This window comes from Sunxiuqinia indica (genome assembly GCF_009847015.1).
Taxonomy (GTDB): Bacteria; Bacteroidota; Bacteroidia; order Bacteroidales; family Prolixibacteraceae; genus Sunxiuqinia; species Sunxiuqinia indica.
Genome location: NZ_WVEM01000005.1, coordinates 97,074 through 122,183 on the forward strand (window position 1 = coordinate 97,074; position 25,110 = coordinate 122,183).

A 25,110-nucleotide genomic window follows, 5' to 3' on the forward strand; every position below is an offset into this window, starting at 1 on the left:
TCAAAAGATATCACAAATAGGAAAATTAGAATTATTACATCATTAAACAATTAGAATTATGAAATCAGGAAATGTATTATTTAGCGTTTTGGCTGGCGCAGCCGCCGGAGCGTTGGCCGGAGTTTTATTCGCACCGCATAAAGGCAAAGTTACCCGCAAAAAAATAGGAAGACAAAGCGGAGCTTTAACCGACGAGGTAAAAGAAAAAATCAACGAATTGCTGGACGATCTTTCGGAACGATTTGAAAAGACCAAGGAAAGTGTTTCGGAATATGCAGAGCAAAAAATGCACAATTCGAATCCTGCGAAGAAAGAAGCGGCATCTGTTTAAACAGAGACAAAATTACGCCGACAACAAAACTTGAGCCCGTAACTGAGAACAATAAAACTGGATTCCTTCTATTTTATCGATTTCAGGATGCGGGCCCATTTTTTAATTTGAATAAATACTGTCCAAAAAATGATGGAAGAAAATATAAACTCCATAGAATCGCTCATCGAAAGAGTGACTGACTACGGAAAAACAAGCATTGAATTGGCCAAGCTAAAAGCCCTGGATCAAATGTCACATGTGACATCATCATTGCTGTCCAATGGGGTTGTCCTGGTCATTGTTTCACTCTTTGCGATTTTTCTGAATTTTGGCTTAGCCCTTTGGATTGGCCACATGTTGGGCGAAATCTATTACGGCTTTTTTGTAGTAGCCGGCTTTTTTGGGATGATGGCAATTGTGGTCTATTTCTTTATGCGGAAATGGATAAAACGAACAGTTGGCAATTCGCTGATTAAACAAGTGCTAAAATAAATCCTATGAACCCGATCACTACAACAGAAGCGCTTAAGAATGCCATTCACAGCCTGGAGGCGGAGCATGCAGCCAAAGGCCGGCAACTTAGGGCGCAACTGCTGATTACCTACGAAAGTTTTAAACCGGTTAACCTGATTAAAGGAGCATTGTCCGAAGTTACTTCATCGCCCTCGCTGGGCAATAGTATTTTGGGAACGACCATCGGGCTGGTTTCCGGATACCTTTCGAAAATGATTATTGTTGCCGGATCAGGTAATAAGATGAGGAGGCTTTTGGGCGTGATTCTTCAGCTTGGTGTAACCAACGTCGTAGCACAACACTCGGGCACGATAAAATCAATCGGGCAGTTTATTTACCAACACTTTCTCCGAAAAAAAGAAGCAAATCCTGAAAAACCGTGACCGATAATGACAAAATACTAAAGCTTCCGTTTTACGCCAAAGCATCGCTCATTTTAATTGGGCTGTATGTGCTGATTAGCATGCTGTACATTGGGCGCAGTATTATTGTGCCTTTGGTTTTTGCTGTCATTATTGCGATTGTACTCCATCCGGTCATCAACTTTTTTACACGGATGGGCATCAAACGCGTAATTGCTATCATCATTACAATATTTCTGACCTTTCTGGTTATTGCCGCTATCGGGGGACTCATCATCTTGCAGGCCAACAAGTTTAGTCAGTCCTGGCCAATCATGGTCGACCGGTTTAGCGACATCATCAACGAGGCAATCTCGGCCTTATCGGTTTATGCCGACATAAGCCCGGGAGAAATTAATGCCTACATTGAACAGGGTAAGGATGAAATGCTCAATCTCGGAAAAGCGGCCATTGGCGATACAATTGTAACCATTGGTAGCACGATTATGGTATTGCTTTTGGTGCCTGTTTATGTCTTCATCATCTTATTTTACCATTCGTTGTTGGTCGATTTTCTTCACCAGGTATTTGGCAAAAGCGATCAGGCGCAGGTAAGTACCATTATTTCCAAAACCAAATCGGTTGTTCAGCGCTATCTTGTCGGGCTCATTATTGAAGCGGTAATTATTGCGGTCATGAATTCGGTTGCGTTACTGGCACTGGGCATTGAATATCCCATTTTGCTGGGCATTATTGGTGCATTGCTGAACGTCATCCCATACGTTGGAGGGCTGGTTGCTGTCGCTTTGCCAATGATTGTCGCACTGGCCACTGAGACTTCTGACATGTACGCGATTTATGTGTTGGTGTTGTATTACATTATCCAGCTGATCGACAACAACTACATTGTCCCGATCATCGTTTCCTCGAAAGTAAAGATCAATGCGCTGTTTTCAATCATTGTGGTCTTTGCCGGAAACGCCTTGTGGGGAATACCGGGCATGTTTTTGTCCATCCCGCTACTTGCTATTGTCAAGCTTATTTTCGACCATATTGAACCCTTAAAACCCTGGGGATTCTTACTGGGCGACACCATGCCTTCCTTCTTGAAGATAAAACCAATTTTCAAGAAAAAATAAAGTCGCCAGATTGGGAGAAATAGCGTAAACTGAATTGTCCCAGTCTGCTACGGGTTTTGAATCGAGGAGCAGGGAGAGCTTGCGACGAACAATCCTGGCAAGCCGATTTACATGGTGGCCAGCGAAAATTAAAGATCATGGGAATTTATCGTACATTTATGTAAATTTTCAAAGTAAACAACCGCAACACAGGTGAAAGAAAAGTCAACCAAAACAAGCAAGAAGAAAACCACAGATTTGGAATCCAACTTATTTCCAATCGTTGGTATTGGCGCCTCGGCCGGAGGGCTGGAGGCCTTTGAACAATTTCTGGCCAAGGTTCCCGAGAACAGCGGAATGGCCTATATCTTTATTCAGCATCTGGATCCTACCCAAAAAGGCATGTTGCCCGAATTGCTGCAACGGGTTTCCAAAATACCGGTTCATCAGGTAAAAGACCAAACCACTGTTAAGCAAAACTGCGCCTATGTTATCCCTCCAAACACGAGCATGTCGATTTTAAAAGGTGTGCTTTACCTGTTTGAACCTATGGAAGCACGAGGACTTCGGCTACCCGTTGATTTCTTTTTTCGTTCGCTTGCGCTCGACCAAAAAGACCGAAGTGTCGGTATCATTCTGTCGGGAATGGGATCTGATGGAAGTGTCGGGCTCCATGCCATCAAGGAGCACAACGGAATCGTCATGGCTCAAGATCCTGCTACGGCCAAATTTGACAGTATGCCCCGTAATGCGATCGATTCGGTGATGGTCGATATCGTTGCCCCTGCCGAAGAGTTGCCCGCAAAGCTCATGGATCTTATCAAGCACATCCCAATCCTGAGTCCTGACTCAGACAATGAGAATAAAGACAAAAGCGCACTCGATCGAGTGATTATCCTGCTGCGCAGCCAGACCGGAAACGATTTTTCGCTTTACAAAAAAAACACCCTGTATCGCCGCATTGAAAGGCGCATGGGCATTCATAAAATCGACCGCATCAATTCCTATGTTCACTTTTTGCAGGAAAATCCCGTTGAAATAGATATTCTTTTCAAGGAATTGCTGATCGGCGTTACCAACTTCTTTCGTGACAGCCATGTATGGAAAAAGTTGAAGGAATCCATCATTCCGGAGATTATTGCCAACACCAAAGACGGATCAATTTTAAGGGCTTGGGTTCCCGGATGCTCAACCGGCGAGGAGGCCTATTCGCTGGCCATCGTCTTCAGGGAAGTGCTGGAAAAAGCCAAGAAACATAGTGGTATTACCTTGCAAATATTTGCGACCGACCTGGATGAAAGCGCCATCGAAACAGCTCGAAAAGGCCTGTTCCCCGCTAATATTGCGACCGATGTTTCTCAAACACGCTTGAACCGGTTTTTTGTCAAAACAGAAGACAGCTACCTGGTCAAGACTGAAATTCGGGAGATGATTGTATTTGCGCAACATAACATTATCATGCACCCGCCTTTTACCAAAATAGACTTTTTAACGTGTCGCAATCTGCTGATCTACCTCGATAATGAGTTGCAAAAAAAACTACTTGGTTTATTCTATTACAGCCTGAGTCCGGATGGCCTGATGCTGCTTGGCAGCTCCGAATCGCTTGGAACACAAAGTCCGCTTTTTACGACCGTTGATTCAAAACTGAAAATATACAAACGCTCCAATATCACCTTAACGCCCGAACTAGTTGATTTTCCTTCCTCATTTTCACGAGCGAATATGAGCAAAACTGAACCCCAAATGCCAAGCAAACTACCTTCAAATATTCAAACTCCGGCCGAACAGCTGTTGTTGCAACAGTTTTCGCCTCCTGCTGTTTTGGTGAACGAAAATGGCGACATTGTCTACATCAGCGGACACACCGGAAAATACCTCGAACCCGCAGTCGGTAAAGCCAACCTGAACATTTTTGCGATGCTGCGTGAGGGTTTACGCAACGAATTCCCGCTTGCCTTCCGTAAAGTACTCGCATCCAAAGGGAAAGAAATTATGCACCACATCAAGGTTGAAACCAATGGCAGTTCACAAACCTTGGATGTGACCATTCAGTGGATTGAAAAACCTGAGTCGTTGCGGGGAATGGTGATGGTGGTATTTACTGACGTACACGAAATATACAGCAGTGAGCCAAAAGCTGGCCGAAAGACTATTGCCAGTCGCAAACAATCGGAATTGGAAAAAGAGTTGCAACACGCGCGCGAGTCGGCACAGGGCACGCTCGAAGAAATGCAGACGTCGCAGGAAGAACTGAAATCAACCAATGAAGAATTGCAATCGACAAACGAAGAGCTGCAATCAACCAACGAGGAACTGACGACTTCGAAGGAAGAAATGCAAAGCCTGAACGAAGAACTGCAAACGGTCAACGCTGAATTGCAGTCGAAAGTTGATGATTATTCAAGGGTGAACAACGACATGAAAAACCTGCTCAACAGTACCGATATTGCAACCCTGTTTCTGGATAAAGAGCTGAATATACGCCGCTTCACCAATCAGACGACCAAAATTTTCAAGCTTATAAAAAGCGACATTGGCCGACCATTTACCGACCAGGTCTCGGTTCTTAATTACCCTGATCTGGCTGATGACGCGCGCGAAGTTCTACGCACACTCGTTTTTATACAGAAACAAATTTCGACAAAAGACGGACGGTGGTTTTCCATTCGCATTATGCCCTACCGCACATACGACGACCGGATTGACGGACTGGTCATCACCTTCATCAATATCTCCGACCTTAACCAAATGGAAGTTCGTTTGCTTGAAGCTGAAAAACTGAACCGTTTACTGCTCGATTCCGTATCAGATGTTATCATTAAACTTACAACTGAGTTTAAAATTGTCGAGTTCAACCCTAAAGCGGAACTGTTTTTTGGAAAGGTAAAAACCGAAGTGACCGATCAAAATTTCATCCGGCTGTTCATTCCGCTGCCGGAACAGGAACACATTGAGAAAGAGCTGACCAACATACTCGGCAGCTCAAAAGATGGCAAATTGAAAATGCAAGTTTTAGCCGCCGGAGACAATAAACCAACGATTGAATGGTCCGTCAACCGAATACTCAATAAACAAAAAGAACCAACAGGAATGATCATAACGACTAAAGAATAGAGCCATGCAGAACGAAGAGCCAGATTTAACCGATCCACGGGCACTGCGCCAAAAAGCCGAAGAACAATTGAAGGCGAAACAAAAAAAAGCCAGGTTTGAAGACATTGACGCTTCCAGGCTTGTGCACGAGCTACAGGTGCACCAGATTGAACTGGAAATGCAAAATGAAGAATTGCGCCAGGCTTCCCACACCGCTGAAACGGCCCTGAAAAAATACACCATGTTGTACGACCTGGCCCCGATGGGCTATTTTACACTCGATAGCAGTGGCAGCATTTGCGAACTAAATTTCACAGGGGCCGCCCTGCTCGGAGACAAACGTTTTAAGCTAATAAACAGCAACTTCAAATTGTATGTTTCTGAAGGTTCGCGGAGCGTGTTCAACGATTTTTTCAAGAAAGTCTTTAGCAGCCATGCCAAAGAATCGTGCAAAGTGACACTCGGGTACGACAGTAAACCATTATGCCAGGTTTACATGGAAGGGATTGTTACCGACGATGACCGGCAATGTCTGTTGTCGGCAATCGATATCTCAGCTTTCAAAACCTGATCATTTAACGAAAGATGGTCTTTCGTACTTATTTAATGCCTTTAAATAAGTATATTTAGACAACACTCGATTTTCGAATCAACTAAAATTAGCTTACCTAAAGGACAAGCAGCATGAAACTTCACATCAGAAACATGGTCAGTAATCGCTGTAAGATGATTGTGAAGTCGGAGCTTAATAAGCTTGGACTCCATTTCATTCTGGTAGACCTGGGTGAAGTTGAGATTATGGAAAAACTCACGACCGAAGAGCTGGCCCAGCTAAACAATAGCCTGCAAGAATCGGGACTTGCAATAATCGGCGACAAGAAGGGAATCCTGATTGAGCGCATAAAAAATATCATTATTGAGTTGGTGCATTATTCCGAAGAACAAATCAAAGTCAATTTGTCGGATCACTTAAGCGAAAAACTAAATTACGATTATACCTACCTCTCCAACCTTTTCAAAGAACACCAAGGGATCACGATCGAACATTTTTTGCTCACCCACAAAGTGGAGCGCGTAAAAGAATTGTTGGTTTACGACGAGCTTAATGTCTCCGAAATCGCCTACATCATGCACTACAGCAGTGTAGCCCACCTGTCCAATCAATTTAAAAAATTGACCGGCCTAACCCCATCGCAATACAAGCAACTCAAAATTAAACGCAATCCCCTCGAAAATATGTGAATGTTGTAACTCTTTTCAAAAGTTGTGTAAGAGTTAATCATATCAATGGTTCTACCTTCGGATAAAATAAGTGGATAAGCGACCACCTAATAGTTCGAATCATGAAAAACATTTTATTTGCCCTACTAATCGCCTCCCTTTTAGGAGGATGCGCAATGAACCTGGTAACAGGGCGCAACCAGTTAAGCCTGGTTCCGGAATCGGAACTACAACTGATGGCCACAAACCAGTACACGACTTTTTTGGCAGAGAATAATACCTTAAATCCTAAAAACAGCAGTGCCGCAATGGTTGACCGTGTTGGTGCACGTATTGCCAACGCTGTTACGCAGTATTATAACGGTAAGGGACAAGGATCAGTACTGGAAGGATACCAATGGGAATTCAACACCGTGGCCAGTGACGACGTGAACGCCTGGTGTATGCCCGGAGGGAAAGTGGTTGTTTACACCGGTCTGCTGCCGGTTACCCAAAACGAAACAGCGCTTGCCATCGTTATGGGGCACGAAATTGCACACGCCATTGCCAAGCATGGCAGCGAACGGATGAGCCGGGCAATGGTCCAGCAATTGGGAGGAGCCGCTTTGGAAGTCGCTCTGTCGCAAAAGCCACAGCAGACCAGTGATCTGTTTATGATGTCGTACGGCATTGGCACCCAGCTTGGAGCCATGTTGCCCTGGTCACGTCAGCAGGAAACCGAAGCCGATCAATATGGATTGATATTTGCCGCCATGGCCGGGTACGATCCCCGCGAAGCGATTCCCTTTTGGCAACGCATGTCGGCAGCAGGCGGAGCAAAGCAGCCTGAATTTTTAAGTACGCACCCGTCGGACAATACTCGAATGAGAAAGCTAAATCAGTTTATGCCGGAGGCGTTGAAATACTATGCTGCAAGCAAATAATTCTACTTTAACAGATTAAGGTTTGCGTTCGATTTTTCTCCTGATTTACCCCAACCCTAAAGGGTGTCAGGAGAAAAATCTGGCTGTTCCCTTTAGGGTGCAGGGTAAAAACAGCCGGATTTTTCGAAAGTGTCAAAGTAGAACTAATCAGAAATCAACACCAACGGTATTCAAAGCAATCATGGTTTGCGATACAAGTCTGCAATTAATTGAAAAAAGTCTTGTTAAGAACATTGAATATGTCTTTGCACGCTCAATTCAATTTGAGCCGGCTTTTTTTCTATGCCGCCTTATCGAAACAGGACGGGTGCCGGTTTCCCAATTTCAAAATCCTGAAAGCCAAAATCACCTGTCGAAAATGAGTTGGTCTTCAACACATTTTGCCCGACCCCGGGAATTTTCGGATAAAATGAAATGGAGATTTGAAAAGAATTCATAACCAGATGCTCATTCTTGATTAAGACACCCACACCCAACTGCGAATAAACCGGGCTGTTTTTAAAATTCATCCGTTCGTCGCCAAGCATTCCTATGGAGTAGTTGAGAAAAGGGCCAAACGTGAATCCAATAAAATCCCACGGGGCATACGACTGTGTCTGGATCGTCAATAAAAGCCGGCTGGCACCTGTCAGATCACGACTGCGAAACCCGCTCAATCCAAATTCCTCATTGAGCGTCAAACTGTCCGACAACAACCGGTTTATTCCAACGGTAAGATGGGGTTTTATAAAATGCCGGAATTTCCATCCCCCAATTTCGATCAGTCCTGTAAAATAATTAACATCCATCTTAACTACGCCCTGGTTGGCATGCGACCCGCGAATAAACGTGCCTAATTCGATATTGGAACTCAAAAACCCCCACCGAAAATAATCGCCTAAGGAAACCCGTCCGCCCAAATAAAACCGGCCAATCGCATTTTTTTCCTGGTAACCTCCGGTCAGGTTGTACACCTTTCCAACCGGAACATCTTCCGTAATCCCATGTTTGAAAATGTATTTGTCCTGAACATACCTTCGAGCAGACACGCCAATACTTCCTAAAAAGAAATTTTCATCTGAATGAAATCCCTGCGGATCAACTGTTTTTCCAGGTTTGTCGAGATAACGAACGCGCAAAAAGCGGATGGTCGAAATAAAATTTGTTCCCCGGCGATAGGCTGGATTGCCTCTATTTAATTGAATGGCAGCTCCCACCCAATAATCCTGGGCGTTAAACTTAAACCGGTTTTCCCTGTAAAGGGCATCGCCTGTGGGGATTGAATCATTGGTGAATTTTTGCATAAAATGAACGCCACCGGCCCACCTGGCAAAAGGCGAAAAAAACGGGCGTTCAATCGTCAGGCTCTTGTTAAAATAACGATCGCCGTCAACGTCGTAGTCCAGGGTTGCGCTAACATAGGTGTTTTTGATGTTCGGAATAGAGTAACGGGTGTGGTACGAATAATCGGCTTCAGCGTAGTTTCGGGCAATCTCATTTTGAAATTCGTGCCCCAGCCCGATAACATTTTCATCAGTAAAACCAATGGTCGTGCGCGAACCTGACGTTGAGAAGCTTGGAGTAATGCTCCAAATATCCAAAGTGCGAATATAAATGTCGACTGAATCAGAGCCCGGCGAAGCAGATTCAACAAAAAAGGCAACATCACGAATGTAATTTCTGCTGCGCACCAATCGTTCTGATTCTTTCACCAGCAGAGAATCAAAAACCTGATTGCGATGGATCAATAGCAGATTTTTGATCGTGATGGAATGAGATTTTACATGTAGTTTGTTCCCGGTTTTCGAGAACCAATTGAGCGAAGCATCGATGGTGTCGCCAATGGAAGTACCAAACGGATCGAGTGCCCGGACTGTGATGTTCCGGATAATTTTTCCTTCAAAAACTCGGTACGGCTTCTGAACCTGCCTCGCATAAATTGGTTTTTCGCCCTTGTTGTTTACAGGATCGGGCACAACTGGTTTGAAAAATAGCCGGTACATAAAGCGAGTAAAGTTGCCGCCTTCCGAGTAGGCTTCAATATTTTCGTAAAGACGGGTCGAATCTTGTTTTTCAGGAGTTTGCCAGGCAAATGCAGCGCTGCTGGTCGCAACCAGAACAAGGAGAAGTATGAAGATAGTTCTGAGCCACATAGGAATACCGCCATTTTTTTTAGTTATGGTTGTCCGACAACTTATCAATCTGGTCTTTCCCAGCGTTCAGTTTTTGTCATTCCTGGTCATTCTGTTCTCATGTTTTGTTTCGATGAAACTTAATGACTACCAAATGACCATTCAATGACTTTTCAATCATTGTAAAGGAAACGTTCGGATTCATATCCCATTTTATGGAGTTTCCGGGCTCAACTCTTCAATGCGCTTCTGTTCCTCTCTTTTTGCTTTCCTTTTAAAATATCCCCTGAACAGGATATTGTGTTTGAGTGCCTCCATGTTTTCATCCAAGCCTTTGGAACTGTTTTTAAGGTTTAGAATAGTCTGATCGATATTATTTGAAGTGACCGTATCATTGATCAACCGGCCCAAGGTTCCCTGCCCGGTATTTACTTTCACCATAATATCTTCGAGTTGCTGCGTCGAAGCTTCGGCATTGTCCGCTGTTTCCTGGAAACTCTCCATAATGGCAGATACATCGCTTCTTGCGTCCGTGATCATTCCATCCATTTCTTTCGAGCTATTCTGAAAATTCACGATGGTATGGTTAATATTATTTGCAATAATTGTGTCGTGTATTAGCCGGCCAAGCGTGCCGCGGCCACTGTTTATTTTAATCGCAATCTCGGCAAGTTGTTTGGTAACAATTTCCACATGTCCGGATGTTATCTGCAAACTGGAAATGATGGCATCTGTTTCAACCGGTTCAACCGATGCAAGTTGCTGGTCGTTTTCCACCAAGGGAGAACCCGTGCTCCCTTGGGTGATAATCAACAAACGGTCGCCAATCAAACCTTCGGAACCGATGGCCACAATACAGTCCGACTTAATAAACTGTTTTATTCCCTGCCTCACCAACATGCCAACCTGTACCGTTGAATCGTTTATGATGCTGATGTTGTCAACCGTGCCCACATTGATCCCCGAAAAGCGGATGTTGTTCCCAACCTGCAGCCCGCTGACATTGTAAAAAGTGGTCGTCAGTTTAAAAACCGGATTGAACAGGTTCTTTTGTTTGCCGATGATAAAAATGGCAAGAACAAATAACGCCAGTCCGCCGGCGACAAAAAGGCCTAAACGAACTTTAAAATTTGATGAATGATTATCCATGATGCTGTGATTTTAGAATTACTTAAAAAATGATTTGATTAGCGGGTCGGTTGATTTTTCGAAATCTTCAATCGTCCCTTCGGTATATACTTCTCCATCTTTCAGCATGATGATCCGGTCGGCCGTGGCACGCGCACATTCAATATCGTGGGTAATAATGATGGACGACGTTTTATATTTTTGCTGAACATCGTTAATCAGCTCGCTTATTTCATCAGATGTGACCGGATCAAGCCCTGTTGTGGGTTCATCATACAGCATGATCATAGGATCAACAACCACCGTGCGTGCCAGGCTAATCCTTTTTCGCATGCCGCCTGAAAGCTGCGATGGCATTTTATTCAACGCATCGGCCAAACCCACATTCTCCAGCACCTCTATTACTTTCTCGGAGATTTCCTTTTCTGTCAGTCCCTTTTTTATTCTCCTTAAGGGGAACTCCAGGTTTTGCCTGACGGTCATTGAATCATACAAAGCGCCACTCTGAAAAAGAAAGCCAATTTTCTTCCGTAACTCACTCAATCCTGCGTTGCCCAGTTGACCGACTTCTTCGCCAAACACATGGATTGTACCCCCATCGGGATTTAGCAAGCGAACAATACATTTGATCAACACCGATTTTCCTGAACCTGATTTGCCCAGGATGACCAGGTTTTCGCCATTGTAAAGATTGATCGAAACGTCAACCAATACCGGCTCCATGTCGAATGATTTTTTCAGGTTCATGATCTCAATAACCGGCTCATTGCTTCTGTTGATTATTGGCCAGGGATCTGCAATTTTTTCTGCTTGAATGGTACTCATGACATTAACATATCGGTAATTTGTACTGCAATCATATCGGTAACGATCACCAGAAGCGAAGCCAGTACGACAGCCGAATTGGCGGCTTTGCCCACACTTTCGGTTCCACGCCCTGCATTGTATCCTTTGTAGGTCCCGACTAATCCGATCACCGCACCAAAGAAAAATGTTTTTACGACGGCAGGTAAAAAATCGATAAAGGCTATGGAGCTAAACGCCTGGGAAAAAAACAAGGAAAACGTCACATCACCTTTAATATTCGCACCGGCCCAGCTTCCGAGGATGCCCATCAAATCGGCATACAAAACCAGCAAAGGGATCATTAAGGTGGCTGCCAGAAACCGCGTAACGACTAAAAACCGCATCGGGTTGGTCGACGAAACTTCCATGGCTTCAATCTGCTCGGTCACTTTCATCGATCCCAGCTCGGCGCCCATTCCCGAGCCCACCTTACCGGCACAAATCAGTGCGGTAATCACCGGGCCCATTTCCCTAATCAGCGAAACGGCAACCATTCCCGGAAGCATGGACACCGCCCCAAAATCGACCAATACCGGTCGCGACTGGATGGTCAGTACCAAACCCATGATGGCTCCCGTGATCGAAATAAGTGCCAAGGATTTTGACCCGATTTGAAAGCATTGCTGAAAAAATTCACGCCATTCGAAATGGCCCGAGAACATTTCGCGGACCAGACGGCCTATAAATAGGGACACGTCAGCAACATCCATTAAAAAGCGGCTGAATATCCCCGTTTGTTCCAGCGTCTTTTCGCTGAGCCTGGTCATAGAATGCTTCGTCACATCGCGGACCTTCGGAAGGACTCTCGGAATGACTTGAATAATAGGAGTAAACTTTCCCATATCAATATTTAAATTTGCTTATCAGTTGGCACAAACCTACGCTTATCAGCCCAAGATTGTGTTACATAATTTTATAAAAGAGTTACATGATTCACACATCAGCAGAAAAGAAACAGCTGACTGTTAAGTGATTGATATAATTCGACATCGGAGACAGGGAACCCGAAATTGATCATTCGTTTCATTGAAGTAATGGCCCTGCCCTGAAGGGCAGGGTTACTGAATGGTGCTGTCCTCGCAGTTAGAAGGACAACGATCTCTAACCCTCGGATTTATCCGGGGGTCGCAGGATAACATAGAACAACCGGGCTTTAGCCCACAACAATAACAGCAACTCCAGAGCGTATCCGGCCGTAAGTCAAGAACAGCATCACTAACCCCCGGATTTATCAGGGGGACACTGGATAACATAGAAACAATAACCGGGCTTTAGCCTAAAAACATCACCGTTATGTCATTTGTAAAGATCTGGATCCATGCCGTATTTGCCACCAAGCAAAGATTTCCCTACTTCACTAAAAACAACAAGTGGGAAATAATTAACCACATCAAAACAAACGCTATTGAAAAGAATATCTTCATCGACCATATCAATGGAGGCGCCGAGCACATGCATTGTTTAATATCTTTGAATGGTGACCAAAGCATCTCTGCTGTCATGCAGTTAGTCAAAGGGGAATCTTCTTTTTGGATCAATAAGAATAACGTAGTTCAAGGAAAGTTTCATTGGGCTGATGATTTTTATGCAGTCAGTGTGAGCGAATCGCAAATTGAGAAGGTAAGATTGTACATCAAAAACCAGGAAGAACACCATCACAAGCGGTCATGGGAGGAGGAATGTAATGAGTTTATGGAGAAGTATGGATTCACAAAGAGTTTGGGCTAAAGCCCATCTTGCGTCGTCGTAACGGCCCTGCCCTGAAGGGCAGGGTTACTGAATGGTGCTGCACTTGCAGTTAGACGACCTAAGACAGTAAACAGCACCACTAAACCCGGAATGATCCGGGATAGTAAGCCGAATCACTAACCCCCGGATTTATCCGGGGAACACTAGATAACATAGAACAACCGGGCTTTAGCCCAAAACAATAACAGCAACTCCGGAGCGTATCCGGCCGTAAGTCAGGAACAGCATCCCTAACCCCCGGATTTATCCGGGGGACACAAGACAACTTGAAACAACCGGGCTTTAGCCCAAAACAATGAAAGCAATTCCGGAACTTATCTTGATCTCTGATCCATCAACAGCATAAACAAAAAAAGAAAGACCGTCCCCTCTTTGGGGAACGGCCTTCCTAGCACTAACCTTCACTAAAAAACCCAAACCTAAAACCTATATCCTAATGACAGACCAAAGCCTGTATTTTTTGCTGTTGATTGATCATCTGAAGAATCGTCGGGAATAATATTCAGCATCCCGAACTGGGTGTCTAACTGCAGAAATAATCCACCGGCCGTTTCATATCCGGCAAAAATGTTCGCCCCTGCATCAAAATCTTTATAATCGACACCTCGCTCCAGCGTTAAGGAATTACCTTCAAAAACTTGTTTACCGCTGATCCCATAAGCCACGTATGGCCCAAATCCAAGCATAAAGAATCCGCTACCCAGGGGAGCTTTGTAAACCAGGTTCAGTGGCACTTCAAGATAGTTGATCTTAATTTCGTCGGTGAATTCGCTGCCTAAAGCTGTATACGTGTTTTTGGCACCTTTTATCGAATACATCAATCCGGGCTGAAAATAAAACTCCGGGGCAATCGGGATTTGAACATTAACGCCAACGTGGTAACCCAATAACATGTCGTTTTCAAGTTTGTCACCATTGGGTAGTTCTCCGTTCAAATTCTGAAAATTTATGCCGCCCAATATTCCAAAGGATACATTGGATCTTTCCTGAGCAATAGCAAATGGTGCTGAAACCGCAAGAAGTAATACAATTAATAGTAGTCTGTTTTTCATCTTTATTGTTTAAAATTGTGATTTTCGTAAATGAATTGTTCCTTTTTTTACTGTCAACTGCGACTGTCAACTGTCAACTTCCACTAGCTCCCTGCTTCTTCTTCCGCTTCCGCCTTCATCTTTTCGTTGGCTGTAATCAAAAACTCAACCCTACGGTTTTGTGAACGACCATCGTCGGTGTTGTTGTCATATTTCGGAGCCGTTTCGCCCAATCCTTTAATACTTAAGCGGTCGTAAGCGATTCCCTCGCTGGTCAGATAAGCAGACACTTTGCCGGCACGTTCTTCCGAAAGATTGCGGTTGTATGCTTCGCTACCTTTGCTGTCAGTATGTCCCTGAACTTCGATGTTCGTATCCGGATAAACATTCAGCACTTTTACCAACTTATCCAGGTTTGTTTTGGCATCAGCCGAAAGGGTTGAACTGTCAAATCCAAACAGAACATTGCTGCTAAATTCAACAATGATCCCCTCTCCTACGCGTTCTACTTTTGCATCGGGTACAGTTTGTTCAATTTCCTCAGCCTGCTTGTCCATTTTATTGCCAATTACAGCTCCGGTCGCACCCCCAACAGTGGCTCCTATAATTGCTCCAAGACCCGTATTTCCAGATGCTCTACCTATAATTGCACCCATTGCGCCACCAGCAACAGCTCCAACAGCTCCACCTTTTTGAGTCTTGTTTAGCGATGCGCAACCAGAAAACAAGAAAGCTGCACTTAACACGAGTACCACACTTATTCGTAACTTTTTCATAGTAAATGAATTTAATTCTTAATGTTTCAGTTTTATATGGACAAAGATAGGGTTGACCGAGTCTGGGAAAGTTACATAACTTTAGATTTGATTTACATGATTCACACATTTCGAACAATAAACGTCTGAATATCTGTAAATCATGTAATCTTTTACCGGAATGATGTAACAACAAATACCGACAGAAGGTCGACCTTTGTTACTTATTTCCCTACCCAGTTATCAAATTTTTTACTCTGAAAAAAATATGTGGCACGCATCATCAAATTACGGTCTCCCTGATCAAGCGGGAAAGAAAGTCAAACACGTTTCAAAAGAAGCATTAATGGCATCTGAAGTTCATTATCGCCGACTCTTTGAATCAGCACAGGATGGAATTTTGATCCTTGATGCTGAAACCGGAAGAATTGTCGATGTCAATCTGTTTTTAATTGATTTGCTGGGTTACTCGAAGGAGGATCTGGAGGAGAAATTCTTGTGGGAAATTGGAGCCTTTCGCGATATCTATGAAAATAAAGAACGATTCAGAGAATTACAGGAAAAGGAATACTTACGCTACGAAGATTTGCCTCTTGAAACAAACCATGGACGCCAAATCAATGTCGAGTTCATTAGCAATGTCTATTTAGTAGATGATTATAAGGTAATTCAATGCATTGTCAGAGATATTTCCAGGCGCAGGAAAGCCGAAAGCTACCCCCAAGAGAAAGCCAATCAATAAGGCGGAGCAAAAACCATCACCAAAATCAAAAAAAAACGAATATGAGCAGAAAAAGCATAGCGAAGGATCAGCTCAGGAACCACAAAATTCTCATCGCCAGCAACGACGAGTTATCGGGAATACTAATCGCTCTTGCAGTGAAAGAACCAGTAGGCGAGGTTTTCAAGACAGGAAACGGGTTTGAGGCCATTGAAATTTGCCGCCGAAACCCTGCATTGAGTTTGATTCTGATGGACATTAACCTACCCGGAAAAAACTGTTTCGACATTTGCCAACAAATAAGAGCGTTCAATCAAAACGTGATTATTATTGCACAAACCACCCAAACAAAGGCCAGTGAGCGCAAAAAGGCGCTTGAAGCCGGATGTGATGACTATATTCTGAAACCAGCAAAAAAGGATGACTTGATCAGATTGATCATTAACCATCTTCAAAAAATAGGGAAAGAGAAAGCAATAGGACAGGATGTTGCCGCAACAACAAGCAGTTCTGACACGTATCGTCAGAAGGCCGAAAAGTTGCTGCAAAAAAAGCAGCATAAATCGGAGGTGCAACATGCCGGAGTCGATAATCTAAAGCTCATTCACGAGCTTGAAGTGCATCAGATTGAACTGGAAATGCAAAACCAGGAACTTTGTCATTCAAAAGAAACAGCAGAAAAAGCTGAAAAAAAGTTCACCGAAATGTATGATTTTGCCCCCTCTGGCTTTCTTACACTCACAACCAAAGGTGAAATTGCGGAACTGAATTATACGGCCGCGCTTTTACTAGGTAAAGAGCGATCACAATTGATAAAAAGTCAGCTTGGCTTTTTTGTTTCGCCCGAGACCAGAGCGGTCTTTAATGATTTCATTGAGAAAGTCTTTCAAAGCAGAACAAAAGAAACCTGCGAATTGATGCTGACAATTGCTGACAGTGCACCTAAATATGTGCGGGTCGATGGTATTGTCAGTGAGGCAACGGGAAAATGCTTAATATCCATGATTGAGATTACCTTGCGCAAGCGAGTCGAAAACGAATTGATAAAAGCCAAAGAAAAGGCGGAGGAAGGCGACCGGCTAAAAACGGCTTTTTTGGCCAACATGAGCCACGAAATCAGGACACCCATGAATGGCATTCTGGGTTTTACCGAATTGCTTAAAGCGAGCAAGCTATCCAAAGAAAAACACGAGCGATACATTGGGATCGTTGAAGAAAGCGGCGTCCGCATGCTTAATATTATCAACGACATTATCAGCATTTCAAAAATAGAATCGGAACAAATTGAGCTTTCAATTTCGGAAACGAATGTCAACACGCAGCTCGAATATATTTACCGGTTTTTCAAGCTGGAAGCTGAAAAAAAGAAACTGCATCTTTCATTCACAACCGGACTGAGCGATGATGATGCCAATGTGAAAACCGACCGGGAAAAAGTGTATGCTGTATTGACCAACCTGGTGAAAAATGCCATCAAGTTTACAGCAAAAGGTTCCATTGAGTTTGGTTACCAAAGGATCGAAAATGAGCTGGAATTTTTTGTTACCGATACCGGTTCCGGAATTCCTGAAAAGGAGAGAAAAGTCGTGTTTGATCGGTTCCGACAAGGAAGCGAAGCGTTGACTCGCTTGCACGAAGGAGCTGGCTTGGGTCTGGCCATTTCAAAAGCCTATATTGAAATGCTAGGAGGGAAAATTTGGATCGAAAGCAACACTAAAAATACGACAAAAGAAAACGGAACGACAATCTGTTTCAGTGTCCCTTTTCACCCGGTCAAGAAACTGGAAGAGAAAGCGGCTCCAATCCTGAATGGCTACGCGTTAAAAATACCGGAAAGAACCCTCAAAATCCTGATCGTCGAAGATGACGAAATTTCGGGCCTGCTGCTAAGCAAGATGGTTAAAAATTTTACGGGCGAATTCCTCAAAGCTGCCACAGGTTACGAAGCGGTTGAAACCTGCCGCCAAAATTCGGATATTGATCTTATTCTGATGGACATCAGCATGCCTGAAATGGACGGTTACGAAGCCACCCGACAAATCCGTCAATTCAATCAAAACGTGATCATTATTGCGCAAACAGCCCATGCCCTGTATGGCGACAAAGAAAAAGCGATTACGGCCGGATGCAACGACTATGTTTCAAAACCATTAAATCAGACGGCTTTGAGTAAGATGATCGACCGCCAGTTTCAGAAAAAAAACAACAAATCGAGTAATTCAGGGCTGAAATAAGCCTACTAAATATCTTCCCAATTCAGTTGGCTACAGCCGGGGTTGACGAAATCAGGGCATGCGGAAAGTATGTGTTTTGGAAAGACAAAAAACGACTGAAAGGTTATTCCAGTAGGTTCTGGCGGAAAACAAACAAAGCGGTCGAGCCGGAAAATAATTAATCTGAGTACCACAAGTCCCCCTGCCAGGTGGGTTTGTTTGTTTCCGGGTAGCGTATATCAAGAAGCAGATAAATGTTCAGCGAAACCCGATTAACCAAAAACAGGCCCGGGTAACTGGTCTTTTAAATCGAGTAATCACAATTCCTGTACGAGTAATAAGAATTGCTGTACGAGTAATCAAAATTCCTGTACGAGTAATCAAAAATGCTATCCGAGTAGTACTCGGGCAGCTAAAAAGCTTGCTCGCCTGCCTTTAAACCCTACTCGACAAGCATAAATCTTTACTCGATAATACCCAAAAGCTACTCGGACTTATGATATCCTTACTCGGCCAGTCTCGTTTGTAATCCTGCCTGTTTTTTGGAGCACCCGGGTATCACTACCCCCTGGATTCATCAGAAGAGATATCGGCGACAGCATCACTAACCCCTGGATTCATCAGAAGAGATATCGTCGACAGCGTCACTAACCCCCGGATTCATCAGAAGAGGTATCGTCGACAGCGTCACTAACCCCCGGATTTATCAGAAGAGGTATCGTCGACAGCGTCACTAACCCCCGGATTTATCCGGGGGACACCAAATAGGTTTGGGCTAAAGCCCAGACTTGCTTCGTCGCAACGGACCGGCCCTGAAGGACCGGGTTACTAACTGGTGCGACACCCAAAGACAGAAGAAGAAGAAGAAGAAGAAGAAGAAGAAGTACCAGCACGAAATCAGATTCCTCCGATGCGAAGCCAGCGACTCCATCACTACCCCCCCCCGGATTCACCAAAAGAGGTATCGGCGACAGCGTCACTAACCCCCGGATTTATCCGGGGGACACCAAACAGCCTGCAACAACCGGGCTTTAGCCCAAAACAAATCTTCAATCGATTGAATATGTGAATTATGTAAGGATACCCTTTTATTGTGTAATAGTTCCCGCGAATATTAAGTACAGCTTTGTACTTAATCAATTCTTTAATTTAAAAAACCAATATGAGAAAATTAAAACTATTGGCAGCCCTTTCTGTGGCAGCTGCTATTTTTATCGCTGGGTGCAAAAAAGATGAGTACCAGGAGAAGACCGGAGTGTGTCCATTGGTGGTTTCAACCGTTCCCGCTGACAATGCGATCGATATACCCCTCGGGCAAATCATCACTGCAACCTTTAATGAAAATATGGATCCTGCGACGATCAACGAGGAATCATTTATTATTCAACAAGGCACAACAGCCGTTGCCGGAACAGTTGCTTACAGCGGAATGAGTGCAAGCTTCACGCCCTCAAGTCCACTTCTGCCAGATGTACTTTATTCAGGTACCATTAAAACACTGGCCGCAGATTTATTAGGACAAACTTTGCAGCAAGATCACCCTTGGTCGTTTACAAGCATTGCTGAAGTCGCTTTATCATCAAGCCCAACCGAAGGAGGAACAACCAGCGGTGCAGGGCTATTTACCAACGACTCTACCATTATAATGGAAGCCACGGCCAATGAAGGTTATTCATTTGTTAACTGGACCCTCGACGGCACTCCGGTTTCGACCGATGCAAACTATGAGTTCGCCATGGACGGCAACAAAGCTTTGGTAGCGAACTTCTCCTTGCTATTTGTTGTAGGCTTGTCATCGAATCCTGCTGAAGGTGGAACCACAACCGGCGAAGGCACATACGATACAGGCGCCGAGGTTACGGTAACAGCAATTCCGAATGACAGATATACCTTTATCAACTGGACGGAAGGTGAAACCACCACCGTCGTATCGACTGATACAACTTATGCGTTTCAGGTGGCTGCCAGCATAAACTTAGTTGCCAATTTTGAATCGGACACGTACACCTTAAATGTAACGGCCGAAAACGGAACTGTAATGAAAGATCCGGAAATGACCGATTACAACAGTGGCGAAATTGTGGTACTGACTGCAGAACCTCTTACAGGTTATGTATTTACCGGGTGGACCGGCGACGAAACAGGCACTCAGAATCCATTGTCGGTTACCATGAATTCGAACAAAAATATCACCGCGAACTTCTCCTTGCAATTTGTTGTAGGCTTGTCATCGAATCCTGCTGAAGGTGGAACCACAACCGGCGAAGGCGCATACGATACAGGCGCCGAGGTTACGGTAACGGCAATTTCGAATGACGGATATACCTTTATCAACTGGACGGAAGGTGAAACCACCACCGTCGTATCGACTGATGCAACTTATGCGTTTCAGGTGGCTGCCAGCATAAACTTAGTTGCCAATTTTGAATCGGACACGTACACCTTAAATGTAACGGCCGAAAACGGAACTGTAATGAAAGATCCGGAAATGACCGATTACAACAGTGGCGAAATTGTGGTACTGACTGCAGAACCTCTTACAGGTTATATATTTACCGAGTGGACCGGCGACGAAACAGGCACTCAGAATCCATTGTCGGTTACCATGAATTCGAACAAAAATATCACCGCAAACTTCACGGAGGTTCCGCCTAACACCTTCACATTAAATGTGATTTCCCTTAACGGCAGTGTTCTGAAAAACCCCGAGTCAGTTAGTTACAATAGCGGAGATATCGTTGAGCTTACTGCCACGCCAAATGATGGCTATACATTTACCGGCTGGAGCGACGATGCATCAGGTTCAGACAACCCATTATCGGTTACCATGAACTCGGACATGAATATCACCGCAAACTTTGCCGGACAATATCCAGCAGGTGTAAACCTCGGATCTGCGGGGAACTTCGCAGTCCTTGCCGGTGCCGAAATAGCAAACACGGGTGTTAGCACGTATATTATTGGCGATGTTGGTTCATTCCCAACGGGAACAGTAAACGGACTTCTTGCCGGAAATGTTGATGGCATACTTTACACCACGGCTGATCCCGTGGTAGGCATCGCACAAAATGACTTGACAACGGCTTACAACGATGCCCAGTCACGCTCATTAAACGCCATTTCATTACCCGGACAGCTTGGTGGACTTACGCTGGCTCCCGGCCTTTATGTCAATTCATCCACAAGTGGAATCTCCGGAACAGGACCAAACGGGATTTTAACACTTGACGCAGGCGGTGATGCCAATGCCGTTTGGATATTCAAGATGGGATCCACGTTCATTACAGATGCGGGAACCAGTGTTGTTCTGGCAGGTGGTGCACAAGCAAAAAATATCTACTGGTCGGTAGGCACATCAGCAACACTTGGAACAAACTCAACGCTCTACGGAAATATTCTGGCTGATCAGGCGATTACCTTAACAACCGGTGCAACATTGAATGGCAGGGCGTTAACACGGATCGCAGGAGTTACACTGGATTCAAATGAAATCACAAAACCAAATTTATAAAAAATGAAACTGAATAAAATATTAAACAAGGAATCGCGCCTGGCGCGGTTTCCTTATAAACTGGTAGTCAAATGTGTGCTGGCTGGCACCTTCATCCTGACTGCCGTGCAGTCACCCCTTCAAGCCCAGGAAACACAAGAGGCTAAGTTCACCAAACCATCGTGGTGGTTTGGTGCAGCTGGTGGTGCAAACTTTAACTTTCACGAGGGAACTACCCAGCAATTAACCGATGCCTTTATGGTGCCAACAGCTTTTCACGATGGCCAGGGAATTGGGCTTTTCGTTGCTCCACTCATCGAGTTTCATCGCCCGAAAACCATGTTGGGCTTCATGCTTCAGGCTGGATACGACAACCGCAAAGGTTCGTGGGACCAGGTAACAACACCGTGTAACTGCCCGGCAGATTTAGAAACCGGCCTTTCATACCTCACGGTTGAACCAAGCCTGCGCATCGCACCGTTCAAATCAAACTTTTATATTTACGGTGGACCGCGCCTGGCTTTTAACCTTGACAAGAATTTCTTGTACCAACAAGGCATTAATCCTGATTATCCAAATCAACCGGTCACTCCGGATGTAGACGGTGAATTCAGCGAAATGAACAAATCCATCATCTCGATGCAGGTTGGCGCCGGATACGACATCTCACTTTCAGCAGATGCCAATCAAACACAAGTCGTGCTTTCTCCTTTTGTTGCCTTTCATCCTTATTTTGGACAAGATCCCCGTTCAATCGAATCTTGGAACCTAACAACAGTAAGAGCAGGGCTTGCGCTTAAATTTGGTCGCGGCAAGAAAGTTGAAGCTTCTGAAAAAGTTTTTGTGCCGGCAGCTTTAATTGTCGAACCTGAGGTAACTTTTTCAGTTAATGCACCTAAAAATATTCCTGCCGAACGTCGGGTAAGGGAAACATTCCCGGTTCGTAATTATGTATTCTTCAACGAAGGATCTACTGAAATCCCCAGCCGTTATGTCGTGTTGCGGAAAGATCAGGTAAAAGATTTTAGTGAAGACCAACTGGAAGTATCTACACCGAAAGAAGTGGCTGCCCGCTCAAAACGCCAGATGACGGTCTATTATAATATATTGAACATCCTTGGCGACCGCATGGTGGACTATCCGAATACCAATGTAAGTATGACCGGATCATCGAGAGAAGGGATTGCAGACGGAAAAGCAATGGCTGAATCAACCAAAAAATACCTGGTTGATGTCTTTGGAATTGCTCCGGCAAGGATCAAAACGGAAGGCCGTTTAAAACCAGTAACCCCATCGGAACAACCAGGTGGTCAGCTCGAATTGGCTTTGCTTCGTGAAGAAGACCGCCGGGTTTCTATTGCAAGCAACTCTCCTGAATTGCTGATGGAGTTCCATAGTGGCAATGATGTACCGCTCAAACCGGTTGAAATCAATGCTGTTCAGGAAGCCCCACTGGATAGTTATGTCACCTTCAACAATGCTGGTGCTGATGAAGCATTCTCATCCTGGTCGGTGGAAACAAAAGACAAACAAGGAAATGTTCAGAAATTTGGACCCTACACCCAGGAATCGGTAAGCATACCGGGCAAAACCATTTTAGGTTCAAATCCTGAAGGCACTTACAAAATGACAATGATCGGTCGGACCGCTAGTGGTAAGGAAATCAAGAAAGAAACGACAGCGAACCTGGTTCTTTGGACCCCACCGGTTACCGACGAAATGATGCGATTCAGTGTGATCTACGAGTTCAATAATTCTGAAGCCATTGCGATGTATAATAAATATCTGACCGAAGTGGTAACTCCAAAAGTTCCGAAAAACGGTTTGGTGATCATCCATGGCCATACCGATGTTATTGGTGACGAAGATCGAAATCTGAACTTATCGACTGCACGGGCAAATGACGTCAAAGCCATTATGGAAAAAGCGTTGGCCAAATCAAACAGAAGCGATGTTAAGTTTGAAGTTCTCGGTTTTGGTGAAGATAAGAGCTTAGCGCCGTTCAACAACAAGTTCCCGGAAGAACGTTTTTACAACCGGACCGTTGTCGTTGATATTATTCCGGTGAAGTAAGTACTCAATTCAAACCTTCATTGGTTCTGATGATAAAAAGAGGCTGGACTTTTTAAGCCAACCTCTTTTCAGTTTTAAATACTTCGTGGAATTTTTGCATGTTGCCATTTTTACTTTATTCTTCAAAGTTTTGCAAAACCAAGCCTGAGGTATCCCATCCAGAATGGTCAAAGAAAATACTGCCTGAATGCCGATTAAAAATTGTTGTACCCACAAAAAAAACGAGGCGTCTACATCTCTGTAAACGCCTCGTTTTTTTTGTGAACCTGGCGAGACTCGAACTCACAACCTCCTCATCCGTAGTGAGGTGCTCTATCCAATTAAGCTACAGGTCCAGTGCTAAAGCGGTGCAAATATAACGTTTTTTAGAAATAAGAATCAAATTATTTCTGCTTTTTTTCTCATTTATATTTGTGCATTTTATCGTCGATTGTCACATCTTGCTGAAAAACAGTCTGAATCTTAATATAAGTCATTAATTTTTCTGTTCCATTTTTTTCAAGCTCTTGGTGAATGCGCTTCACCAAGTCCATTAATTCATCAAATTTACCTTCAATCACCGTTTCAAACGGACATACCTGATAGGTTAGTCCGGACTCCTGTATAAGGTGGATGGCTGTATCAACAAGTTCATAACTGTTTTTACCTTCAGCCTGAGGCAGCACCTGCAAAGCCATATTTACTTTATTCTTGTTCATCTTGATCATTGTTTTTTAAAAATTCATCTAATTCTTCAACGTTCAACCTTTTTACATTGGTGATAATGACATCTTCACTCAGGAAATTACCAAACTGGTTGCATTCGTCAATGAAAGATTTAAATATGATATGCAAGTTTTCTTTTAAAGGAAATAAAAATACCGCCAATGCATATTGATCTTCAAAACTTATTTCTTCCAACTCCCCTTCACTTTTCTGTAAAAAATACTCGAATTCACTTTTTACCAGCTTCTTTTGGGTGTCATTAAACGCCTGCCCCTCCCCCGTGCTATGCATGGCTACGGAGTAACGAATATTTTTTCCTTTACCCCCGAGTCCGGTTGAAATGAACACCTGCTGTTCGCCAAGCAAAGAACTTTGAATTACCATGCGGCTTTCCTGAAATGCAAGAACCGCCCAATCTCTAATTTCCTTTGGAGCCTGCTTATAAAAAGCTTCAATAACGCGGAATGCTTCGATATCGTCAAAACCTGCCAGCTGAACTAACAATTGCTTTTTGTCCTCCAAGCTAACCTCATCGCTATACAAATCAGCCTTGGCTTTATCAATCAACGATTCATCAAACTCTGCATCACGTAATTCTTTGGCTTTGTCAAAATAGGTCATTTGCAAATTAATGTCGATTTGCTCCTCCAGGATATTGAACTCTTCGGGCAAAGCATTAATTGCATCTTGTATGTGTTTTAAATGGTTTTCATCTTTCATATTAGTTCCTTCAGTTTACAAAGTTAAGCTAATGCAAAAATCA

General features: G+C 44.0%; 22 protein-coding genes and 1 tRNA gene. 14 read left to right on the forward strand and 9 right to left on the reverse strand.

What is annotated here, in order from left to right:
* Window positions 1–58: 58 nt before the first annotated feature.
* From GR929_RS09100 to GR929_RS09135, 8 genes are all read left to right on the forward strand, one after another.
* On the forward strand, window positions 59–331 hold the full coding sequence (locus GR929_RS09100) for a YtxH domain-containing protein (protein ID WP_201300949.1): 273 nt from the start codon (window positions 59–61) through the stop codon (window positions 329–331).
* A 129-nt stretch (window positions 332–460) separates the two neighbouring features.
* Window positions 461–805, forward strand: a complete 345-nt coding sequence (locus GR929_RS09105) for a phage holin family protein (RefSeq protein ID WP_201300950.1) — start codon at window positions 461–463, stop codon at window positions 803–805.
* 5 nt (window positions 806–810) lie between these two features.
* On the forward strand, window positions 811–1,209 hold the full coding sequence (locus tag GR929_RS09110; RefSeq protein WP_159518985.1) for a hypothetical protein: 399 nt from the start codon (window positions 811–813) through the stop codon (window positions 1,207–1,209).
* Window positions 1,206–2,306, forward strand: a complete 1,101-nt coding sequence (locus tag GR929_RS09115) for an AI-2E family transporter (RefSeq protein ID WP_201300951.1) — start codon at window positions 1,206–1,208, stop codon at window positions 2,304–2,306. Before GR929_RS09110 ends, GR929_RS09115 begins: the two co-directional genes overlap by 4 nt.
* 192 nt (window positions 2,307–2,498) lie before the next feature.
* Entirely contained in the window at window positions 2,499–5,402 is a 2,904-nt protein-coding gene (locus tag GR929_RS09120) for a chemotaxis protein CheB (RefSeq protein WP_159518987.1), read from the forward strand.
* Window positions 5,403–5,406: 4 nt separating this feature from the next.
* Entirely contained in the window at window positions 5,407–5,952 is a 546-nt protein-coding gene (locus tag GR929_RS09125; protein ID WP_159518989.1) for a hypothetical protein, read from the forward strand.
* A 113-nt stretch (window positions 5,953–6,065) separates the two neighbouring features.
* Window positions 6,066–6,623, forward strand: a complete 558-nt coding sequence (locus tag GR929_RS09130; protein ID WP_159518991.1) for a helix-turn-helix domain-containing protein — start codon at window positions 6,066–6,068, stop codon at window positions 6,621–6,623.
* 101 nt (window positions 6,624–6,724) lie between these two features.
* On the forward strand, window positions 6,725–7,525 hold the full coding sequence (locus GR929_RS09135; RefSeq protein WP_159518993.1) for a M48 family metallopeptidase: 801 nt from the start codon (window positions 6,725–6,727) through the stop codon (window positions 7,523–7,525).
* A 290-nt stretch (window positions 7,526–7,815) separates the two neighbouring features.
* Here the strand turns inward: GR929_RS09135 and GR929_RS09140 are convergent, their stop codons facing one another.
* The 4 genes from GR929_RS09140 to GR929_RS09155 all read right to left on the reverse strand — a co-directional run bounded on the left by GR929_RS09140 (window position 7,816) and on the right by GR929_RS09155 (window position 12,452).
* Window positions 7,816–9,657, reverse strand: coding sequence for a BamA/TamA family outer membrane protein (locus tag GR929_RS09140; protein ID WP_159518995.1), 1,842 nt, complete (start codon window positions 9,655–9,657; stop codon window positions 7,816–7,818).
* 192 nt (window positions 9,658–9,849) lie between these two features.
* Window positions 9,850–10,785: an MlaD family protein gene (locus tag GR929_RS09145; RefSeq protein WP_159518997.1), complete on the reverse strand. Its 936-nt coding sequence runs from the start codon at window positions 10,783–10,785 to the stop codon at window positions 9,850–9,852.
* 18 nt (window positions 10,786–10,803) lie between these two features.
* Window positions 10,804–11,589, reverse strand: coding sequence for an ABC transporter ATP-binding protein (locus GR929_RS09150; protein ID WP_159518999.1), 786 nt, complete (start codon window positions 11,587–11,589; stop codon window positions 10,804–10,806).
* A complete protein-coding gene (locus GR929_RS09155) occupies window positions 11,586–12,452 on the reverse strand; it encodes an MlaE family ABC transporter permease (protein WP_235934227.1) in 867 nt (288 codons plus the stop codon). Before GR929_RS09155 ends, GR929_RS09150 begins: the two co-directional genes overlap by 4 nt.
* Window positions 12,453–12,903: 451 nt before the next feature.
* On the opposite strand from GR929_RS09155, the gene tnpA reads away from it, so the two are divergent.
* The gene (gene tnpA / locus GR929_RS09160; protein ID WP_159519001.1) at window positions 12,904–13,338 is read left to right on the forward strand and encodes an IS200/IS605 family transposase; all 435 of its coding nucleotides are present in this window, start codon (window positions 12,904–12,906) and stop codon (window positions 13,336–13,338) included.
* Window positions 13,339–13,778: 440 nt separating this feature from the next.
* Here the strand turns inward: tnpA and GR929_RS09165 are convergent, their stop codons facing one another.
* Both GR929_RS09165 and GR929_RS09170 read right to left on the reverse strand, forming a co-directional pair.
* A complete protein-coding gene (locus GR929_RS09165) occupies window positions 13,779–14,411 on the reverse strand; it encodes a porin family protein (protein ID WP_159519003.1) in 633 nt (210 codons plus the stop codon).
* 83 nt (window positions 14,412–14,494) lie between these two features.
* Window positions 14,495–15,166, reverse strand: a complete 672-nt coding sequence (locus GR929_RS09170; protein WP_159519005.1) for an OmpA family protein — start codon at window positions 15,164–15,166, stop codon at window positions 14,495–14,497.
* 325 nt (window positions 15,167–15,491) lie between these two features.
* Between GR929_RS09170 and GR929_RS09175 the strand changes: the two genes are divergently transcribed.
* The 5 genes from GR929_RS09175 to GR929_RS09195 all read left to right on the forward strand — a co-directional run bounded on the left by GR929_RS09175 (window position 15,492) and on the right by GR929_RS09195 (window position 23,642).
* A complete protein-coding gene (locus GR929_RS09175) occupies window positions 15,492–15,887 on the forward strand; it encodes a PAS domain S-box protein (RefSeq protein WP_201300952.1) in 396 nt (131 codons plus the stop codon).
* 41 nt (window positions 15,888–15,928) lie between these two features.
* Entirely contained in the window at window positions 15,929–18,100 is a 2,172-nt protein-coding gene (locus GR929_RS09180; RefSeq protein WP_159519009.1) for a response regulator, read from the forward strand.
* Window positions 18,101–18,914: 814 nt separating this feature from the next.
* Window positions 18,915–19,148, forward strand: coding sequence for a hypothetical protein (locus tag GR929_RS09185; RefSeq protein ID WP_159519011.1), 234 nt, complete (start codon window positions 18,915–18,917; stop codon window positions 19,146–19,148).
* 93 nt (window positions 19,149–19,241) lie between these two features.
* Entirely contained in the window at window positions 19,242–21,590 is a 2,349-nt protein-coding gene (locus tag GR929_RS09190; RefSeq protein WP_159519013.1) for an InlB B-repeat-containing protein, read from the forward strand.
* A 3-nt stretch (window positions 21,591–21,593) separates the two neighbouring features.
* Window positions 21,594–23,642 carry an OmpA family protein gene (locus GR929_RS09195; RefSeq protein WP_159519014.1) on the forward strand — a complete coding sequence of 683 codons (2,049 nt, stop codon included), beginning with the start codon at window positions 21,594–21,596 and terminating at the stop codon, window positions 23,640–23,642.
* 261 nt (window positions 23,643–23,903) lie between these two features.
* Here the strand turns inward: GR929_RS09195 and GR929_RS09200 are convergent.
* From GR929_RS09200 to GR929_RS09210, 3 genes are all read right to left on the reverse strand, one after another.
* Window positions 23,904–23,977: transfer RNA gene (locus GR929_RS09200), tRNA-Arg, on the reverse strand.
* A 66-nt stretch (window positions 23,978–24,043) separates the two neighbouring features.
* Window positions 24,044–24,340, reverse strand: a complete 297-nt coding sequence (locus tag GR929_RS09205) for a thiamine-binding protein (protein WP_159519016.1) — start codon at window positions 24,338–24,340, stop codon at window positions 24,044–24,046.
* The gene (locus tag GR929_RS09210; protein ID WP_159519018.1) at window positions 24,327–25,067 is read right to left on the reverse strand and encodes a hypothetical protein; all 741 of its coding nucleotides are present in this window, start codon (window positions 25,065–25,067) and stop codon (window positions 24,327–24,329) included. The genes GR929_RS09205 and GR929_RS09210 overlap by 14 nt, the downstream gene beginning before the upstream one ends.
* Window positions 25,068–25,110 lie beyond the last annotated feature (43 nt).

Coding starts and splice junctions, on each gene's coding strand:
- GR929_RS09135 (WP_159518993.1), top strand. CDS start 6,725: ATGAAAAACATTTTATTTGCCCTACTAATCGCCTCCCTTTTAGGAGGA.
- tnpA (WP_159519001.1), top strand. CDS start 12,904: ATGTCATTTGTAAAGATCTGGATCCATGCCGTATTTGCCACCAAGCAA.
- GR929_RS09105 (WP_201300950.1), top strand. CDS start 461: ATGATGGAAGAAAATATAAACTCCATAGAATCGCTCATCGAAAGAGTG.
- GR929_RS09170 (WP_159519005.1), bottom strand. CDS start 15,166: ATGAAAAAGTTACGAATAAGTGTGGTACTCGTGTTAAGTGCAGCTTTC.
- GR929_RS09100 (WP_201300949.1), top strand. CDS start 59: ATGAAATCAGGAAATGTATTATTTAGCGTTTTGGCTGGCGCAGCCGCC.
- GR929_RS09165 (WP_159519003.1), bottom strand. CDS start 14,411: ATGAAAAACAGACTACTATTAATTGTATTACTTCTTGCGGTTTCAGCA.
- GR929_RS09195 (WP_159519014.1), top strand. CDS start 21,594: ATGAAACTGAATAAAATATTAAACAAGGAATCGCGCCTGGCGCGGTTT.
- GR929_RS09175 (WP_201300952.1), top strand. CDS start 15,492: ATGGCATCTGAAGTTCATTATCGCCGACTCTTTGAATCAGCACAGGAT.
- GR929_RS09125 (WP_159518989.1), top strand. CDS start 5,407: ATGCAGAACGAAGAGCCAGATTTAACCGATCCACGGGCACTGCGCCAA.
- GR929_RS09210 (WP_159519018.1), bottom strand. CDS start 25,067: ATGAAAGATGAAAACCATTTAAAACACATACAAGATGCAATTAATGCT.
- GR929_RS09140 (WP_159518995.1), bottom strand. CDS start 9,657: ATGTGGCTCAGAACTATCTTCATACTTCTCCTTGTTCTGGTTGCGACC.
- GR929_RS09130 (WP_159518991.1), top strand. CDS start 6,066: ATGAAACTTCACATCAGAAACATGGTCAGTAATCGCTGTAAGATGATT.
- GR929_RS09150 (WP_159518999.1), bottom strand. CDS start 11,589: ATGAGTACCATTCAAGCAGAAAAAATTGCAGATCCCTGGCCAATAATC.
- GR929_RS09190 (WP_159519013.1), top strand. CDS start 19,242: ATGAGAAAATTAAAACTATTGGCAGCCCTTTCTGTGGCAGCTGCTATT.
- GR929_RS09205 (WP_159519016.1), bottom strand. CDS start 24,340: ATGAACAAGAATAAAGTAAATATGGCTTTGCAGGTGCTGCCTCAGGCT.
- GR929_RS09180 (WP_159519009.1), top strand. CDS start 15,929: ATGAGCAGAAAAAGCATAGCGAAGGATCAGCTCAGGAACCACAAAATT.
- GR929_RS09155 (WP_235934227.1), bottom strand. CDS start 12,452: ATGGGAAAGTTTACTCCTATTATTCAAGTCATTCCGAGAGTCCTTCCG.
- GR929_RS09110 (WP_159518985.1), top strand. CDS start 811: ATGAACCCGATCACTACAACAGAAGCGCTTAAGAATGCCATTCACAGC.
- GR929_RS09145 (WP_159518997.1), bottom strand. CDS start 10,785: ATGGATAATCATTCATCAAATTTTAAAGTTCGTTTAGGCCTTTTTGTC.